The organism is Sphingobacterium spiritivorum ATCC 33861 (assembly GCF_000143765.1).
Classification (GTDB): Bacteria; Bacteroidota; Bacteroidia; order Sphingobacteriales; family Sphingobacteriaceae; genus Sphingobacterium; species Sphingobacterium spiritivorum.
On record NZ_GL379772.1, the window covers coordinates 292,350 to 309,935 of the forward strand.

Sequence of the window (17,586 nt, forward strand, 5' to 3'; positions counted from 1 at the left end):
GGCAATAACAGATAATTTCTGTCTGTTCAAATAAGACACTGTCTTCCAAAGCAAATGTTGGGTATTTTCTTATTTTTAAGATTTCTTTACCCGAAAATCACGTCATTTTTATATTTTAACCGTTTCAACAGACAGTCAAGCCAGTTTCGTAATGAACAAATCGATTTCTATTTATCTTGTCAGTAGTATATTATGTATATTCTTACTCTTTGTATCCCATATATGTGGTGCACAATCTGCAATAGATGAAGCTGAAATCCGTTACAGAAAGGCTGTTCCAGAAAGTACAGAGCAACTTATGCTGGCCGGAAAATATGCCCAGACACTTTTCTTCAATAATCGTCAGGAAGAAGCTTTCCGTTTATTGGAAAAAAATATACGTGTGGCTGAAAAGAAGAAAGACGGTCAGTATGCGGCATATCTGAATAGTATAGCGGCAATGAACAGCCGGATCTTAAACAATAAAACAGCTTCAGATCAATATATTAAAAAAGCGAAACACTATGCCAATGAGACCAGCGATATCATTACAAAAGGATATGTGATATATTGTGAAGGCTGGTTGCAAGTGCGGGATGAGCAGGAGGCTTTAGCTGTGAAAAGTTTTCAGAATGCATTAACGTTGCTTGACAAAGCACCTGATACAGAACTGGTCCTTAACCGCAAAACGGCGATATATAAAGAACTGTGTACCATCTACTCGAATTGGAAAGCATATGATCTTCAAAAACAGTATGCTGAAAAAACGCTTGAGGTGGCCAAGATAAGACAAGATCCCATGAGTATCTTTGATGCTTATATGCTGATGGGATATATGTATGAGCAACAACATAAGGAAAATCGTACAGATCAGAAAGCATTAAAAGCTGCTGAAGAATACTACCTCTCTGCCATTAACACCTATCAACAGCAAAAAAATAAAATGGCGATCCCTTCAGATCTGTCCTTTGCAGCTATAAATCTGGCCAATCTGTATATGGAGTTTTACCCGGACTCCTATAAAGAAAAATCCCTGAATTATGCAAAAATGGCCCTGGAAAAAGGGAAGGAAACGCAGCAGTACACACATGTCGCAGCAGCCTACGGAATCCTTTCGGAATTCAGCCTTCAGGCCAATAAACGTGACGAGGCTAAAGATTACCTTCTGGCATCGTTAGCAGCATTAATGAAGGAGAATTTCATCGATCAGGGTGTGGCTATGAGTTTGTTTCATAAGCTGACTGAACTCTACGAAGAAGAAGGAGATTACAAACAGGCTATACACTACTACAAGCAATACATTGCAGCTTTCGAAGCCGTATACAATACTGAAAAAATGGAACAGGGCCGCCGTCTGGAAGCTCAGTTTGAAAAAGAAAGGCAGAAGCAATTACTTATTCAGATGCAGTTGCAGGCGGACAAAAAGGAACAGCAATTATCCCTTATGCACGCCCTGTCCGGACAGCAAATGCAACAACTGGAAAACATGAAGCTGAATGAAGAAAACCAAAGGCAGCAACTGGAGGTCGTACAGCTGGAAGCTGAAAAAAGAGGACAGGAACTCCGGCTTTCACGTCTTGAAACACAGCAAAGAGCTAATGAACTTTTTTCTTCTAAACAGCAACTGGACTATAAAAACCGGATCAATACGTTTTATTTCCTGTTAGTCTGCGCATTTTTCATTAGTGCCCTCCTTCTGTTATATGCATACAGACAGCGATCAAAAACACTGAAACAAAACGAAAATATGCATTTGCTGGAATTGGCCAGAGAAAAACAAAACAGTAAAATATCCAATCTGACAGCCATGCTGGAAGGCCAGGAAGCTGAAAGATCCAGATTAGCAAGAGATCTGCACGACGGACTGGGAGGGCTGTTGTCCGGAACAAAAATAGGACTCTCCCGTGCAAGTGAAAAAGCTGAAAAACCCGAACTCAAAACAGCGATCAACTCCTCTCTGGATCAGATCGATATTGCAGTACAGGAGCTAAGAAGGGTAGCGCATAACCTTATGCCGGAATTGCTGATAAAATACGGTCTGCAGGAAACAATCACAGAATATACGGAGCGAATGTCAGGTGAAAAACTGGAGGTTTCAGCAGTGTTTGTAAATTGTACTACTCAACTTAATCAGGAGCGGCAGATACTGGTGTACAGAATTATTCAGGAGCTGGTCAATAATGCCATTAAACATGCAGAAGCAAGTCAGATTATCGTGCAGCTATCCGAAAATGACAACAGACTACACATTACTGTTGAAGATGATGGAAAAGGATTTGATCCGCAAAAACTAAACGGAAAAAAATCTGCAGGTATGCATAATGTAGAAACCCGGCTTTCATTTTTAAAAGGAAAAATAAATATTCACTCTCAACATAATATAGGTACAACAATAGAACTGGATTTCCCACTGGATTCCAACACTTAAGACGTATGATAGAAATTATGATCACAGATGACCATCCAATGGTATTGGAAGGTTTGAAAAATGTACTGGCTACAGAAGAAGATCTGAATCTTGCAGCCTGCTTCACCGACGGAGCATCTCTGGTAGCCGGACTGAAAGAAAAACAACCGGATATTCTGCTGCTGGATATTAATCTTCCCGATATCAACAGTATAGAATTAGTGGCCAGGCTCAAATCGGCACACCCGGACATGAAGATTATTGCTCTTAGTGTACATAACGAATTTGCAGTTATTAACAGTATGCTGACCGAAGGTGCATCGGGTTATATTCAGAAAAATGCTTCCGGAGCCGAAATCATTACAGGCATTCAGACGGTATATGCCGGAGGGCGTTTTCTATGTGCGCAATCAAAGCTGATCATGGATAAGAAGACAGCAGAGGGTCTGCGCAATGTCCCTAAAATAACACGTCGGGAAAAAGAAATACTACAGGAAGCAGCCAAAGGTCTTACCTCAACAGAAATTGCAGATGTACTCTTTATCAGTTCACATACCGTAGAAAGTCATCGGAAAAATCTGATTGAAAAATTTAAGGTAAAAAACATAGCTTCAGTTATCGGATTAGCTTTAGAATACGGATTGATCAGAAAATAATATCTCCATAATCAAAATCACTGATTTTGGGGATACTATCCTTTTTCATTTAGCTCTACTTTTGTAAAGTGCCTGAATGAATGAGGCTATCATATGTATAAACTAATTTTAAAAAACATGAAAAACATTATTTCAAAAAGTTTGCTGATGTTACCGGTTCTGCTGATTATGAGCTGTGGTGCAAAAAAAGATCCTGCAGAGTATAACAATGAGCTCATGACTGTCATCAATGGAGGGGAAAAAAACATCACAGAAATGAACAGTGCAATGCAGGCGGGAGACTTCGACAAAGCAGGAAAAGTACAACAGGAATGGAGCACAGCTCTGGATAAAGACATCAAAAAAGTAGAGGAAATTGGAGACTTCAACGGAGATGCCAACCTGCAGACCGCAATTCTTACAGGACTAAAAGGATACAAAAAAATTGTTGCAGAAGATTATCCTAAACTAATTGATCTGCGCAAAAACAAAAAAGAGGATCCGGCTACAGAACAGCAGTTACTAAATAACATCAACAATGCGCTCGAAGTAATGGCGAATGGTGTGAATGAGGCTTCAGGTAAATTTGAACGCGATCACGCTAAAAAATAAACAGAATTAACAGACCATGTTAAGTGCGTTGTACATGGTCTGTTAATTTTCAGACAATCCCCCCTTCCCTCTCTTCAGCCTCTTACATTCCATACTTTTCTTATTGACCCTGCATTCAGATTTGTGTATCTTCACTTCATATGTTATATGTTACTTGTGCACTCATTATCCATCAGGAGAAAATTCTGATCTGTCAACGGTCAGAGAAGATGAAACTACCTTTAAAATGGGAATTTCCCGGAGGAAAAATAGAAGCCGGAGAAAGTAAAAAAGACTGTCTCATACGGGAAATAAAAGAAGAGCTTCATCTCGATATTGAGGTTAATGAGCCGTTGCAAATGGTGGAGCACCATTATATTGATTTTTCCCTCCAATTATTTCCCTTTGTGTGCACAGTAATAGCCGGAGAACTTACACCTCAGGAACATGCACAGGCTATATGGGTCTCCAGACAACAATTAATGAACTATGACTGGGCAGAAGCGGATATTCCGATAGTGAAAGAATTCTTATCGGGTAATATCATTAAAGATTAAATCCTGAATTTATGGAATTGAGAAAAGAAATAGAGCCCCGTCTGGATATCGCAGAAAAACTTTATCCGGAAGTACTAAAACTCATACTAGACTACACAGACTATTGCGATGAGCATGGAGATGGAGAACTGGTTGAATACAAAAGGCTTGAACAGCACTTACACCTTCTTACCGGCAAAGAAATGTCTTCATTCAATCTCTGGGAATGGTGGGAAGAAAGCAGAGCCGAAGCATTGGCTTTTGATATCAGCCTTCCGGATCCTGAAAAAACAGATCATATAACTATGGAAGAGCTTTCCGAAATAGTACGCCGGTTAAAGACCTATGAAGAGTATGAGGACAGTACAAATTCATTCCGGTCTACGTTCCACTTACATCTTACCTTTGGCAACGGATACTTCGATAAATTCTTAAAATTAAATTTCAAATCCTATGATCCCAGACTTTTTCAGCGCAACAAGGATAAAAACGGAAACTACTTTGAATACGGGATCAAGGAAATAACAGATAAGCTATGGAACAAGGGTGATTATAAGCCATAGCTGTCTTTAATCCCACCTGTTTTCATCAAATCATGCCCTCTCCCAGACACTAACAGATTATATTATCTTCTGACAATGGAAAATGCAAAAAATTGTCAGCTAAGCGTAACATATTTCTTCAGCAACAGGTATGTTAACAACGTTTCCACCTTTATTTACAGACTATTACTCCCATATTTAAGAAAACTCACATTAATCTTTCATTTTTTGAAATCTGTGTATTGCAGTAAAGCGAGACTTTTTTTAATTTAGGACATAACTAACATGGAAAAAGTAATAATTGAAACGGAAAGGTTAATAATCAGGGAACTGGAGGATTCTGATTGCAGAGGTATTTTCAGATTAGATTCCAATCCGGAAGTTCACAGGTACCTCGGAGGGAAGCCACTGACGACCGAAAAACAGGCATCTGAAGTTATTGCCTTCATACGAAAGCAATATCAGGAACATGGAATCGGAAGATGGGCTGTGATTCAAAAAGAATCAAATGAATTTATCGGATGGTCTGGTTTTAAACTGATCAAAGTAATGACGAATAATCATATTGACTATCTGGATATCGGTTACCGTTTTGTTCAGGAAGCCTGGGGCCAAGGATATGCCACAGAAAGCGGAAAAGCCTGTTTGCAATATGCCAAAACGCACCTGACAAACTATTCTATCCACGCCATATCAGACATTAATAATCTGGATTCAAAAAAAGTGCTGGAAAAACTGGGCTTTGAAGCAAAAGAGATTTTTGATTATGAAAATCAACTCCATTTCTGGTATCATTTGCGCTAACCAAGGAAAAAGAAGTTACAAGTTGTAGTGCTGTCCGAAAACAAGTTCCGGACACATCAAGAATATCCGTATTATATCATTCTTCTGGTATTATGATGATATACGCTTCAGGTCTTTGATAAATTCGTCTACATAATATTCTTCTGTAGCCCACGAGGTAATCAGTCGGACAGCCGACTGTGATTCATCGATCTGCTTCCATACATAAAAATCATACTTCGTACTAAGTTCTTCGATTACATGTAAAGGAAGAATAGGAAAAATCTGATTGGTGAATGATACCGTAAGCATATCATATTTACATTCTTTCACCGCATGAGCTATTTTCATTGCCATAGCATTAGCATGCTGCGCCAGCCTAAAGTATAGCCCGTCCCTGAACAGTTCCCTAAATTGAATTCCCAGCAACCTGCCTTTGGAAAGCAGCCCTCCCTTTTGCTTGATCACAAAGTCAAAATCCGGATGAAGAGTAGGATCCGGCAACACTATCGCTTCTCCCAGCAATCCGCCGTTTTTAGTGGCGCCGATGTAGAATATGTCTGCAAGACGGGAAATATCCGCCAGTGTCAGATCATTTTCAGCTGCAGTAAGTGCATGACCCAGCCGGGCTCCGTCCATATATAGAAGTAAACTATTTTTGCGACAGCATACCGATAGTTGCTGTAATTCTGTTTTCGTGTAGTGTGTTCCTATTTCTGTTGAATTAGAGATATAAACCAGTCTGGGTTTGACCATATGCGGAGCAAGCGAATGTGCGGATAGCACCCGCTCTATATCCGCAGGCTCTAGCTTTCCATCCGATTTATCTACAGCAATTACCTTATGTCCTGTAGATTCTATTGCTCCTGTTTCATTAGCAAAGATATGTCCGGTAGTCGCACTGATGACAGCCTCATGAGTACGTAATAAGGAAGCTATAGAAATAAGGTTTGCCTGTGTACCGCCGGATACAAAATAAATAGCAGCACCTGGATTATCCAGTTCACGTCTTAAAATTTCTTTAGCTTCGATACAATAATCATCTCCACTGTAGCCGTTCTGCTGAATAAGATTGGTCCGGACAAGCTGATCAATAATATGGGGATGCGCACCTTCTGAGTAATCATTTTTAAAACTGTACATAGCTGGAATCACATTTAAAATATCGAAGCAAAATTACAGTTTATATGAACAACAAACTCTATTAAAATCAAAACCGACAGCTTCATCCGATTTACGATGCTACTGCCGGTTTTTTTGTTTTTCATAGGAGTATAATATCTCCTTAATAAGCAGGTTTTTTGGGAAAACCTGCACCTCCCTAACCTAAGTTAGATTAAGATCTCTTTCCTTTAAAATAAGCGTATATAGACATCGCATGTCCATGTCCAAGATCAAAGTCTGCTTTGAGCCATTCTATTATCTGTGCAGCTTTCACATCAGATTTTAGTTTTCCATTTTCTACGAAACCCTTTCCTGTGGCTAAGGCTTGCAGATCTTCCGGACTTTTCCCCGTTTTGGTCTCAATATTTTCTATATAAGCTTGAAAGGACATATGTGTTATTTATCTATATTAGATTAATTTCTATTGTTAACAGTAACCAAATATAATGGCATCCCTGTCTGATTTGCTTTTCATATGACAAGAAAACAAATTTTCTTGTCATATACAACTATTCTAAATAATCAGTTTGTCCAGTTCCAGCAATAGATAACTAATATTCTGATTAATTGTACGTGTAGCTGATTGCATTTGATTAAGCATCGTCGCTCTGTTGTGTAAGTCTTCCGCAAGGTATTGACCTCCGTCACTAAAGATAACTGATTTATCTGCAGATTCTGTATCGCCGGCAAACTGATATTTCAACCAACGGTCTTTCATATTCTGAATCAACGATTTTTCACCCCTGTTGGAAAATTTCTTTTCCGTAAACATATACCAGATAAAAGGAGGAAAATTAGGGGATTCCAGCTTTTCATGCCATACATCACGAAGCAGATTTCTTCCATGTATAAATTCCACTTTTCTACCCTTAGGATTGAAGGTTGCCAATCCAAACCCCGCTCCCAACACGCCACCGCCAATACCTATAATATCACTCCACATATCATTTTTGACTATTCCGCCTGCAATAGAGGTTGCAGCTCCTGCTACGATGGAATATAATATCAGTTTATTGGATTTACCGGCATTTATATTATCTACAAAATTTCCCATCTGCGCCACACGTTCTCCTTCACAGTCATATTCAGCAGCAACAGCATCGAGTTCTGTCAATGAAATACTAATCTTATTGTTAATTACATTTTTGAGCTGAAGAATTTTCAACTGAGATGCCATTGTCGAATCACTTTTCAGTTTTATAATGGCTTCCACTTCATCTAAATTCCCTAAGGCATTTAATATTAAGATACTCTGATCAGAGAATGATTTACGCAGCGAAATATTGGCATTCAGAATAGAATCTGAGTTATAAGACGGTACTACATTCTTATAATCATAGATAAAAGGGGACTTACAGTAGCTGTCTCTCAATGTCAGAATATTGCTGTTTATAGTCTTTGAACGACTCGAAGCACAAGACGTTAAAAGAAGCAAAACAACACTACAAATCCAAAAATTTCTTTTCTTCATTTCTTTATGTTAATAACATCAAAATAAGATCCTGCTGCAGATAATAATTCCTGATCGAAAAGTAATATATTTTTCTAATAAACCGAATAAAATTATATAAATTCCATAAAAATATAAGACAAACACAACTGAAAAAATTAGCCAAAAATGGAAATTAGAATAGATGAACATATCAAACTGCAACAAACATCTCCCGAACATGCGGAGGGACTCCTTGAAGCTGTCGATCGGAACCGGGATCATCTCTCCAGATTTTTACCATGGGTAGGCAATATGCAGGAAGTGGCAGACTTTGATCAGTATATACAATATTGTATGGATCTGTACGATCAACGACAAGAGATAAGTTTCGTTATTCTCTACGGCCAGACGATCGTAGGCAGAATCGGACTACATCATATAAATCAACAGAACAAAAGTGCTGCTATCGGATATTGGCTGAACAGAGATATGGAAGGAGAAGGGATAATCAGCAGATCCTGCAGGCAGATTATTGATCTTGCATTTAACGAACTTGGATTAAACCGCATAGAAATAAAAGCAGCCGTAGAAAATACCAAAAGTCAGGCTATACCTCAGAGACTTGGTTTTCAAAGGGAAGGCATTTTACGGCAATCCGAACTTGTAAATGGTATATTCCTGGATCTGGTGGTGTTTTCTATGCTAAAAGAAGAATGGAACTATTCCGTTGAATAAGAATGGGTGGTAAACTTACGTTTACCACTCCACTACACTAACTATAAACTATATTAAATAAAGGTTTCATTATAAGTTAAAGCCATAAAAAGGCGATGCAGCACATAGTTTAATTTCTTCTGTTTTTCCTTATTTACGATAATCAATATCATCCGGATTTCAACCCATCTATTTTCTCTGAATCAACGCTGATTCCATATAGAAAAATACATCTTGTCCTGTTTGTATCTCATTGTTCTACTCTGTCATCATTCTTCTATCTACACAAACCCTATTAAAAAGCATCTAACTTCTTCTAAACACTCCATTACATAAAAACCAAATATATGATAACAAACTAAATTTATTAAAATATGTTTGTTTTAAAACTTTTTAAATTAAAATATCAATAAAAATAGAATTAAAAAATACTATATTTGATAAGATTTGAATTTTATCAAACTATATGAATGTTTCAGTAATAGGATCAGGAATATCAGGTCTGGCTGCAGCCTGCTATCTGGCAAAGCAAGGTCACACGGTTTCCGTTTTTGAGAAGAACAGCACAGCGGGAGGCCGTGCCCGTCAATTTCGGGAAGAAGGATTTGTATTCGATATGGGCCCGAGCTGGTATTGGATGCCGGATATCATTGCTTCATTCTTTCAGGATTTTGGTCACGAAGTTTCAGATTACTATGAATTACAACGCTTAGATCCGTCCTATACGATCATCTTTGATGACATGGAGTTACCTGTACCGGCTGATATGACTGAACTGGAAAATCTATTCGAATCTATAGAGCCGGGCAGTAAACAAAAACTAAGACAGTTTATGCAAAATGCAGCTGTCAAATATGAGATGGGCCTTAAGAAATACGCTACATTTCCTTCTTTAAGTGTCATGGAGTACGTTCAACCGGATATTTTCAAAGCATTGATGCGTCTTGATCTGCTTTCCAACATGGATACTCATGTCAATAAGTATTTCAAAAATCCGTATTTACAGAAGCTCATGAAATTTCCGGTGCTTTTCCTGGGAGCTATGCCGGATAAAATCCCGGCCATGTACAGTCTGATGAATTATGCTGATGCTTCTCTTGGTACATGGTATCCTAAAGGAGGAATGTATAATATTATAGAAGCGCAATATAAATTAGCAAAAGAACTGGGTGTATCTTTTTATTTCGATCATGACATCAATGAGTTGCATGTAGAAGAAAGACATGTAAAAGGATTAAAAGTTAATAATAAGATCATTCATTCTGACTTTGTCATCGCCAGTGGTGACTACCATTACATGGAACAGTTGCTTCCTGCACATCTCCGCAATTATAATGAGGCCTATTGGAGTAAGCGTCAAATGGCTCCTACCTGTCTTATCTTTTATCTGGGAATCAACAAAAAACTGCCCCTTACCCACCACACCTTATTTTTTGACAGTGATTTTAATGCTCATGCACGCTCTTTGTATGATAAGGAAGAGTGGCCAAAAGAGCCTATGTTTTATGTCTGCGCTCCTTCTGTTACGGATCCTTCTGTAGCACCTGAAGGACATGAGAACCTTTTTGTATTAATTCCTCTGGCATCAGGATTAGAGGAAGGTATTGAAGAAATTGCATCCTTTTACTTTGAAAATGTAATCAGGAGAATGGAAACAAGACTACAGACCGATATTATGTCGCATATCTGTTATCAAAAAAAATACAGCATTAAAGATTTCAAAGACGATTATCATGCCTTTAAGGGGAATGCCTACGGCCTGGCAAATACACTTGGCCAGACTGCATTTGGTAAACCAAGCCTTAAAAACCGAAAAGTGGACAATATGTTATACTGTGGCCAGCTATCTGTCCCCGGGCCGGGCGTGCCTCCGGCTTTACTTTCCGGAAAAATAGTTGCAGATCAAGTTGCCCGATATTTAAGCAAGACATCATCCCCCAAAATCTAATAAAAATCTACCCATGGACAATCTCAAAATCTTCAATGAACTATCCCGCCTGTGCAGCAAAAAGGTTACCCAACTTTACAGCACATCCTTTAGCAGTGCGATATCTGTGTTACACGCTGATCTGCACAGACCAATTTACAGCATCTATGGATTTGTGAGATTGGCGGATGAGATTGTGGACAGCTTTCACGGATATAATAAAAAGAGTTTGCTGGACGATTTCAAAAGGGATACATTTGGGGCGATACAGTCCGGAGTAAGTATAAATCCTGTACTGCACAGCTTTCAGTGGGTAGTCAATACATACCATATTGACCATCATTATATACATGCCTTTTTTGAAAGTATGTATGCAGATCTGGACAAGAAGGTCTGGAAAGATCAAAATGAACTAAATGCTTATATTTACGGGTCAGCAGAGGTGGTGGGCCTTATGTGTCTGCATATTTTCTGTGAGGGAGATCAGGAACTTATCAAAAAACTAACCCCTTCGGCACAGGCATTGGGAGCAGCTTTTCAAAAAGTAAATTTTATGCGGGATCTTCGGGAAGACACCTACGATCTGGGGAGAAGATATTTTCATGATATACAGATGGACCAATTCGATAAGGATACCAAAATCAAAATTGAACAACAGATCACAAAAGATTTTGAACAAGCCTTCGACGGATTGATGCAACTACCTGCCAAATCCAGATATGGGGTATTACTGGCCTATCGTTACTACCTGTGTCTGTTCGAAAAAATAAAACGATTACCTCCCGAAAACATTTTAAATAAGAGAATCAGAGTACCTGATTATCAAAAATTATTGCTTTTACTTAGAATAAGTCTGGGGAGCAGATTAGCCACTAATCTGGCATAGCTATATGATAGAATCATGATAACACCTATGGAACAAGAACTAATAACGGTCAATAACAACGATGAAGAGACAGGAACAATATCCAAATCTGAAGCACATCGTCTGGGAATATTGCATCGTGCTTTTTCGGTATTAATCTTTGACACAGAAGGAAAAATGCTCTTACAGAAAAGAGCAGATCAAAAATATCATAGCGGGGGGCTGTGGACAAATGCCTGCTGCAGTCATCCACGTCCGAATGAAACCACTATAGACGCTGCACATCGAAGACTTCAGGAAGAACTTGGATTCAATTGTCCATTAACTTACCTCTATAAATTCCAATATTTTGCCAATCTTGACAACGACATGATAGAACATGAAATGGATCATATATTCATGGGCATCTATGACGGCACTATCACTCCTGATCCCTATGAAGTATCTTCCTACACCTACCTGACTCTGGATGACATTTCTTCCCGTATACAACAGGAACCTCAATCGTTTACAATCTGGTTCAAAATTATTTTCCAGCATTATATGGATCATTTAAATACTAAATCTTAACATCATGCACTGGATTCTGGGTATTCTTCTTACACTCTTTACATTCTGTCTAATGGAAGTCATTACCTGGCTGACACATCGCTATGTAATGCACGGTTTCTTATGGTTCCTTCACAAAGACCATCACCAGACGACTCCCGGAGCATTAGAAAAGAATGACTGGTTTGCGGTGATCTTTGCCGTACCCTGTATTATCCTCTTTGAACGCGGAAATTCAACTGATACTCCGTGGCTGAGTTATGTGGCTGCAGGAATTCTATTATATGGGATTGCTTATTTTCTCGTACATGATATTATTATCCATCAACGTATCAAATGGCTCAGAAATTCCAAAAACAGTTATATTAGAGCGATGAGATGGGGACACAAGATGCATCATAAGCACTTAAATGCTGATCCCGGTGAATCATTTGGATTTTTGTGGGTAGAAAAAAAGTATAGAAATAAGATTAAGGCAGATGATGAAAGAAACCGAAGCCCACAAAAATAGCTTTGATTATATTGTGATAGGTGCCGGTCTCTCCGGCCTTAGTCTTGTCACAGCGCTAAAGGATTACCTCATTTCCACAGGTAAAAAATTATTACTGATAGACCGCAGCTTTGAAGATTACGCCAACAGAACATGGTCATTCTGGGAGGAACATCATGGTAATTTTGACTTCTTATGTAATACACGCTGGCAGAAACTAAGGTTATATGTGGATGAAAAACAGATTATCAGTCCTACAAATCCCTTTACATACAAGTCTGTATCCTCAGAAGATTTCAGATCCTATTGTTTTAATATCATTCAGTCGCATCCTCAAATCACAATGCACACGGATGATGTAACCGATATTATGCAATCTAAAGCAGAAGAGCTTATAGTAATAACAAAATCCGGCAGATTCATGACCAACTATGTATTTGACAGCCGCTTTGATCCGGATATGCTAAAGCAATCAAATGTCAATACACTCTGGCAACAATTTCAGGGTTATTTTGTTAAAACTGATTTCGCGGCTTTCGATGAGGAGGTAGCAGATATTATGGATTTCAGAGGCGAACAAAAGAATCATGTTGCTTTTTTTTATACATTACCTTCCGCTACGAATAACGCTCTGATAGAATACACCTTATTTACACCTATTTTACAACCTCCTGAGTATTTTGAAAGAAATTTAAGACAATATCTGGATCAGCACATTGGCCGTAATCACTATGAAATAACGAAAACGGAAGAAGGCAAAATCCCGATGACTTCATATCGTTTTCCCAAACGTAAGGGAAATATTATATATCTCGGTACTGCTGCAGGATGCAGTAAGGCTTCTACTGGTTATACTTTTTACTTTATACAGAAGCAGATCGGGCAGATACTTAAACATCTCAAAAATGAAACCCTGGATCAATACGCTTTATCTTCAACGTTTGACAGGTTCCATTTTTATGACTGCATATTATTACGTATCCTAAAAGATCAGCCTGAAAAAGGCCATCGTATTTTATTCAGTATGTTTCAGCGAAATGATGCCGCCCGGGTTTTTCGCTTTCTTAATAACGACACTTCCTTTTTGGAAGAATTAAAACTTTTCGTCAAGTTGCCGATTTTCCTTTTTTCACTGTATGCTCTTAAAGAGCTTTTTGGAGTAAAAGCATAGTTACTTGTCTTTGTGTAGATAATCTTCAAGCTCCTGCTTGTCTTTATGTCCGTACTGATCATGGTGATAATGATCCAGTTTGGCCAGCAGATAAATCAGCAGCTGGCGTTCTGTTTGATTAAGATTCCCGGACACGACATTTCCCACCATTCTCATCTTAGGCAGCATATCAATAAGCACTTTCCGTCCCATAGGAGAAATCGAAATCGGTTTGGATCGCTTATCACCGGATCGCTCAGCTTCCATGATCATTCCCATCCGCATCAGTCTCTTGATCACTTCATTACCGGAGGCTTTTTCCATAATATTCTTACGGATCAATTCCGATTGCGGTAATTTGTCATAGGTAAACAGAACCATCAGATAGGTGAATTCTTCAGGAGTCTGCAAGGGCGTACCCGCAAATGCTATTTTTATATAATTTTTGGCATATCTGTACAACATGACCAATAGTTTTCCGATATCTTCAGCTGGCATATCACGTTCCATAATGGGCACATAGTCCCCCCCCACCTGTCGGGTAACTGTATTTTGAGAAAGACGGTTCACATGTACAAAAGATGCAAATCCTTCATATGTAAGATCTTCAGGATATTGTGCACAATATTCATCCAGTTGATCGATGACCTGAATCAACAAGTTCTTAGGTATCATAGACATTATTTGCTAAATTATAGTACTCAAAATTAAATAATAATAGGTTGTAAACATACTTTTATTTTTTTAAATCTTTCTGTTTTATACAATTCATTAAGACAATACAGCAAAAGATAATAAATAACTGAAAATAAACACCTTAAAAAAAATCAATATAAACATCCCTTTGAAACAAAAAATAGAAATCAAACATTCATATTAAAAAATAGAATCAATTTTAAGTATAACTTGTCTAAACCTGTAACATTTAGTTTTTAAACAGACTATATTTATAGATAAATGTATATCTATTTAAACATCCATTTTTCACTAAACTCTTATCAGGTTTATTAAGATCTAAAAAAAATGTCTAAGTTTAAATCATAAACATCTATTGACGCATGAACAATTTTTCTTTTGTAAGCTACCTGACTTCTAACATTGAAATAGATACAGCAAGTGTCGAACAACTGGTATCCCATTGCCGCACTGTAGCCGTCAAAAAAGGAAATTATCTTCTTCGGGAAGGTGAGGTTGGTAAATACACCTATTTTGTAGAACAGGGGCTGCTTAAACAATATTCCATAGATGAAAAAGGCAAAGAACACATCCTTCAGTTTGCTCCGGAAAATTGGTTTGTATCGGACAGAGGAAGTGTATATTTCGGTCTTCCATCCCATTATTACATCCAGGCACTTGAAGACAGCAAGGTCATGCTTATAGAGGAAGAATTTATTATAAAACTTTCACAGGATAACCCCTCATTTCTGGAATTCAACAATAAGAATCTGCATAATCATATCCGTCATTTACAAAAGAGGATTACACTATTACTTAGCGCTACTGCAGAGGAAAGGTATCTTGATTTTATCAAAATATATCCCAGCCTTACACTTCGCGTTCCACAGACGCTCATTGCTTCCTACCTCGGAATAACGCCTGAAAGTCTGAGTCGCGTACGGAAAGATCTGGCTACCCGAAATTTCAAACCTTTGTGATTTTCTTATCATGCATCAATGTTTACTTCTTCCTGAAGCAATAGCTTTGTCCTACAAAACAAAACCAAAAACTGATGGTTGTTATCAGTAGAAGGTTTGCAATACAGATCAGTAACTTATAAAAACATAAAAAAAATGGAAATCAAACACGTACAGGAAGGACAAAAAGGATACTTTTCAATGATGGATCAGGATATCGAAGCAGGACGAATCACTTATACCTATGCCGGTGAAACCAAAATCATTATTGATCATACAGATGTAAACGATGAATACAGAGGGCAATCTATTGGGAAAAAAATTGTGTTGGAAATAGTTGATTTTGCCCGTACCAACCATATCAAAATATTACCCTTGTGTCCATTTGCCAAATCGGTATTTGACAAGTCACCGGAGATAAAAGACGTATTATTTTAATACAGAGCGGCTGGATAACAGTTGGCGGGGACGCCAACTGACGCAGGAGTTGTTATGCCGTATTTGTATCAGTATTGATTACACATTTGCTGCTGTCCTGAGCAGCAACATTGAAGCAAAGACTTTTTCACTGTCTATGTATCCCAAATTAACCGCACTTTCTGAAAGGGAGAGAAAACTAGAATGCAAGGCCTTTTTCTCTCCTTTTTAAGGAGAAATCCCGATTTTATCAGGAGGAGAGTTTAGTCTGCAGGTACTATACCATCTTATTACCTGTAAAAACAAATACATATCTTGTATTCCTGAAAGATAGTTCTTAGATTTGCTCACAGACAATTAAAAAGGAAATGGTGTTCTTCCTTAACCAAACCGCTTTAGCAAGCTGATGACGCCTGATTGATAAATGTTAAACTATTTAATCAGGAATAATTATGCTTACGAAACAACCAAAATCCATTCGTCAAAAAACTCAGATCCGGACCCGATTATTCTTTCGGAACTATCCGACAATGCCTTATATTCTTAAATGGGTATTTATCAGTCTTATTCTGGGGATATGCATAGGATCCGCTTCCGCAGGGTTTCTTATTTCACTGGAATGGGTGACTAATTATCGGGAGGAGCACAAATGGATCATCGCCCTGCTTCCTGTCGGTGGCTTGTCTGTAGGATTACTGTACTATTATTGGGGTAAAGATGTAGAAGCCGGTAATAATCTATTGATTGATACCATTCATAAACCGGAACAAACTATCCCTTTTAAAATGGCTCCTTTTGTCTATTTAGGTACCATTATTACACATTTATTCGGTGGATCAGCAGGCAGAGAAGGTACAGCACTGCAAATGGCAGGAGCCATTGCTGATCAGTTCAGCAAACGATTCAGACTCAACGCCGAAGAACGAAAAATATTAATTATTGCAGCTGTTGCAGCAGGGTTTGGTTCTGTATTCGGTACTCCGCTCGCCGGAGCAATATTCGGAATGGAATTTTTCCTTATCGGACGACTTCGTTATAATGCTATTTTTCCGGCATTTGCTTCTGCGATCTGTGCTGATCTTATTACTAAACTGTGGAATGCACATCATACCCATTACCATATAGACATCGTTCCGGAACTTACATTCTGGCACATTACACTAGCCGTATTTGCCGGGATTCTTTTCGGGCTATGTGCAACTGTATTCAGTCGGACATTGAAGCGAACTGCCCAGCTTTTCAAATCTTATATCAGTTACCCGCCATTACGCCCTTTTATCGGTGGGATAATAGTAGCGGCAGCTGTCTGGTGTATCGGCACTACAGCCTACATAGGACTTGGTATCCCGGGCATAGAGGCCTCTTTTCAGCAAACAGCTCAACCCTATGATTTCGCATTGAAAATGGTTTTTACGATCCTCACATTAGCTGCAGGATTCAAAGGAGGTGAAGTTACTCCACTCTTCTTTATCGGAGCAACTCTGGGAAGTGCTCTATCTTTATTTATTCCGCTGCCCTTAGGTTTATTAGCCGGAATGGGATTTGTTGCTGTATTTTCCGGTGCCACTAATACGCCACTGGCCTGCAGTATCATGGGAATAGAACTGTTCGGCGCTCAGGCTGCAGTCTATATCGCCATTGCCTGCATACTGGCCTACCTGTTTTCCGGAAACACAAGTATTTACGGAAAGCAGATGATAGGTGAACCTAAAAACAAAAGATTCTCTGCGCTGACAGGAAGACGGATTAATGATCTGTGACACCTGCTCAC

19 protein-coding genes and 1 riboswitch are annotated in these 17,586 nt (G+C 38.6%); of the genes, 15 read left to right on the top strand and 4 right to left on the bottom strand.

Annotated elements, in window-relative coordinates; translation table 11 throughout:
• The first annotated feature begins 151 nt into the window (after positions 1 to 151).
• The 6 genes from HMPREF0766_RS15730 to HMPREF0766_RS15755 all read left to right on the top strand — a co-directional run bounded on the left by HMPREF0766_RS15730 (position 152) and on the right by HMPREF0766_RS15755 (position 5,494).
• Positions 152 to 2,407, top strand: coding sequence for a sensor histidine kinase (locus tag HMPREF0766_RS15730; protein ID WP_002999326.1), 2,256 nt, complete (start codon positions 152 to 154; stop codon positions 2,405 to 2,407).
• Positions 2,408 to 2,412: 5 nt separating this feature from the next.
• Positions 2,413 to 3,042 carry a response regulator transcription factor gene (locus HMPREF0766_RS15735; RefSeq protein WP_002999327.1) on the top strand — a complete coding sequence of 210 codons (630 nt, stop codon included), beginning with the start codon at positions 2,413 to 2,415 and terminating at the stop codon, positions 3,040 to 3,042.
• A 117-nt stretch (positions 3,043 to 3,159) separates the two neighbouring features.
• The gene (locus HMPREF0766_RS15740; protein ID WP_037460645.1) at positions 3,160 to 3,633 is read left to right on the top strand and encodes an LIC11966 family surface protein; all 474 of its coding nucleotides are present in this window, start codon (positions 3,160 to 3,162) and stop codon (positions 3,631 to 3,633) included.
• 140 nt (positions 3,634 to 3,773) lie between these two features.
• The gene (locus HMPREF0766_RS15745) at positions 3,774 to 4,169 is read left to right on the top strand and encodes a (deoxy)nucleoside triphosphate pyrophosphohydrolase (RefSeq protein WP_002999332.1); all 396 of its coding nucleotides are present in this window, start codon (positions 3,774 to 3,776) and stop codon (positions 4,167 to 4,169) included.
• Between the two features lie 11 nt (positions 4,170 to 4,180).
• Positions 4,181 to 4,711, top strand: a complete 531-nt coding sequence (locus tag HMPREF0766_RS15750; protein WP_002999334.1) for a hypothetical protein — start codon at positions 4,181 to 4,183, stop codon at positions 4,709 to 4,711.
• A 264-nt stretch (positions 4,712 to 4,975) separates the two neighbouring features.
• Positions 4,976 to 5,494, top strand: coding sequence for a GNAT family N-acetyltransferase (locus HMPREF0766_RS15755; RefSeq protein WP_002999335.1), 519 nt, complete (start codon positions 4,976 to 4,978; stop codon positions 5,492 to 5,494).
• A 90-nt stretch (positions 5,495 to 5,584) separates the two neighbouring features.
• Here HMPREF0766_RS15755 and HMPREF0766_RS15760 read toward each other — a convergent pair whose 3' ends face one another.
• The 3 genes from HMPREF0766_RS15760 to HMPREF0766_RS15770 all read right to left on the bottom strand — a co-directional run bounded on the left by HMPREF0766_RS15760 (position 5,585) and on the right by HMPREF0766_RS15770 (position 8,108).
• Positions 5,585 to 6,616 carry a threonine aldolase family protein gene (locus HMPREF0766_RS15760; RefSeq protein ID WP_002999337.1) on the bottom strand — a complete coding sequence of 344 codons (1,032 nt, stop codon included), beginning with the start codon at positions 6,614 to 6,616 and terminating at the stop codon, positions 5,585 to 5,587.
• Positions 6,617 to 6,809: 193 nt separating this feature from the next.
• Complete coding sequence (locus HMPREF0766_RS15765; RefSeq protein WP_002999339.1) at positions 6,810 to 7,028, bottom strand: DUF4287 domain-containing protein; 219 nt, start codon at positions 7,026 to 7,028, stop codon at positions 6,810 to 6,812.
• A gap of 123 nt (positions 7,029 to 7,151) precedes the next feature.
• Positions 7,152 to 8,108 (bottom strand): hypothetical protein, encoded by a 957-nt coding sequence (locus HMPREF0766_RS15770; protein ID WP_236590431.1) that lies wholly within the window; start codon positions 8,106 to 8,108, stop codon positions 7,152 to 7,154.
• Between the two features lie 147 nt (positions 8,109 to 8,255).
• Between HMPREF0766_RS15770 and HMPREF0766_RS15775 the strand changes: the two genes are divergently transcribed.
• The 6 genes from HMPREF0766_RS15775 (at position 8,256) to HMPREF0766_RS15800 (ending at position 13,785) form a co-directional block, all read left to right on the top strand.
• Entirely contained in the window at positions 8,256 to 8,804 is a 549-nt protein-coding gene (locus tag HMPREF0766_RS15775; protein ID WP_002999343.1) for a GNAT family N-acetyltransferase, read from the top strand.
• A gap of 445 nt (positions 8,805 to 9,249) precedes the next feature.
• Entirely contained in the window at positions 9,250 to 10,731 is a 1,482-nt protein-coding gene (locus tag HMPREF0766_RS15780) for a phytoene desaturase family protein (protein ID WP_002999345.1), read from the top strand.
• 13 nt (positions 10,732 to 10,744) lie between these two features.
• On the top strand, positions 10,745 to 11,596 hold the full coding sequence (locus HMPREF0766_RS15785) for a phytoene/squalene synthase family protein (RefSeq protein WP_002999347.1): 852 nt from the start codon (positions 10,745 to 10,747) through the stop codon (positions 11,594 to 11,596).
• Between the two features lie 27 nt (positions 11,597 to 11,623).
• Positions 11,624 to 12,145, top strand: coding sequence for an isopentenyl-diphosphate Delta-isomerase (gene idi, locus HMPREF0766_RS15790; protein WP_236590430.1), 522 nt, complete (start codon positions 11,624 to 11,626; stop codon positions 12,143 to 12,145).
• Between the two features lie 4 nt (positions 12,146 to 12,149).
• Positions 12,150 to 12,635: a sterol desaturase family protein gene (locus tag HMPREF0766_RS15795; RefSeq protein ID WP_002999350.1), complete on the top strand. Its 486-nt coding sequence runs from the start codon at positions 12,150 to 12,152 to the stop codon at positions 12,633 to 12,635.
• The gene (locus HMPREF0766_RS15800; protein WP_002999353.1) at positions 12,604 to 13,785 is read left to right on the top strand and encodes a lycopene cyclase family protein; all 1,182 of its coding nucleotides are present in this window, start codon (positions 12,604 to 12,606) and stop codon (positions 13,783 to 13,785) included. The genes HMPREF0766_RS15795 and HMPREF0766_RS15800 overlap by 32 nt, the downstream gene beginning before the upstream one ends.
• Here the strand turns inward: HMPREF0766_RS15800 and HMPREF0766_RS15805 are convergent, their stop codons facing one another.
• On the bottom strand, positions 13,786 to 14,439 hold the full coding sequence (locus HMPREF0766_RS15805; protein WP_002999355.1) for a MarR family winged helix-turn-helix transcriptional regulator: 654 nt from the start codon (positions 14,437 to 14,439) through the stop codon (positions 13,786 to 13,788).
• Between the two features lie 383 nt (positions 14,440 to 14,822).
• Here HMPREF0766_RS15805 and HMPREF0766_RS15810 point away from each other — a divergent pair, with 383 nt between their 5' ends.
• The 3 genes from HMPREF0766_RS15810 (at position 14,823) to HMPREF0766_RS15820 (ending at position 17,575) form a co-directional block, all read left to right on the top strand.
• Positions 14,823 to 15,419, top strand: a complete 597-nt coding sequence (locus HMPREF0766_RS15810; protein WP_002999358.1) for a Crp/Fnr family transcriptional regulator — start codon at positions 14,823 to 14,825, stop codon at positions 15,417 to 15,419.
• Between the two features lie 135 nt (positions 15,420 to 15,554).
• A complete protein-coding gene (locus tag HMPREF0766_RS15815; protein ID WP_002999360.1) occupies positions 15,555 to 15,836 on the top strand; it encodes a GNAT family N-acetyltransferase in 282 nt (93 codons plus the stop codon).
• Positions 15,837 to 16,170: 334 nt separating this feature from the next.
• Positions 16,171 to 16,238: riboswitch (Fluoride riboswitch) on the top strand.
• Between the two features lie 29 nt (positions 16,239 to 16,267).
• Positions 16,268 to 17,575 (top strand): voltage-gated chloride channel family protein, encoded by a 1,308-nt coding sequence (locus HMPREF0766_RS15820; protein ID WP_201680366.1) that lies wholly within the window; start codon positions 16,268 to 16,270, stop codon positions 17,573 to 17,575.
• The last annotated feature ends 11 nt before the right edge of the window (positions 17,576 to 17,586 follow it).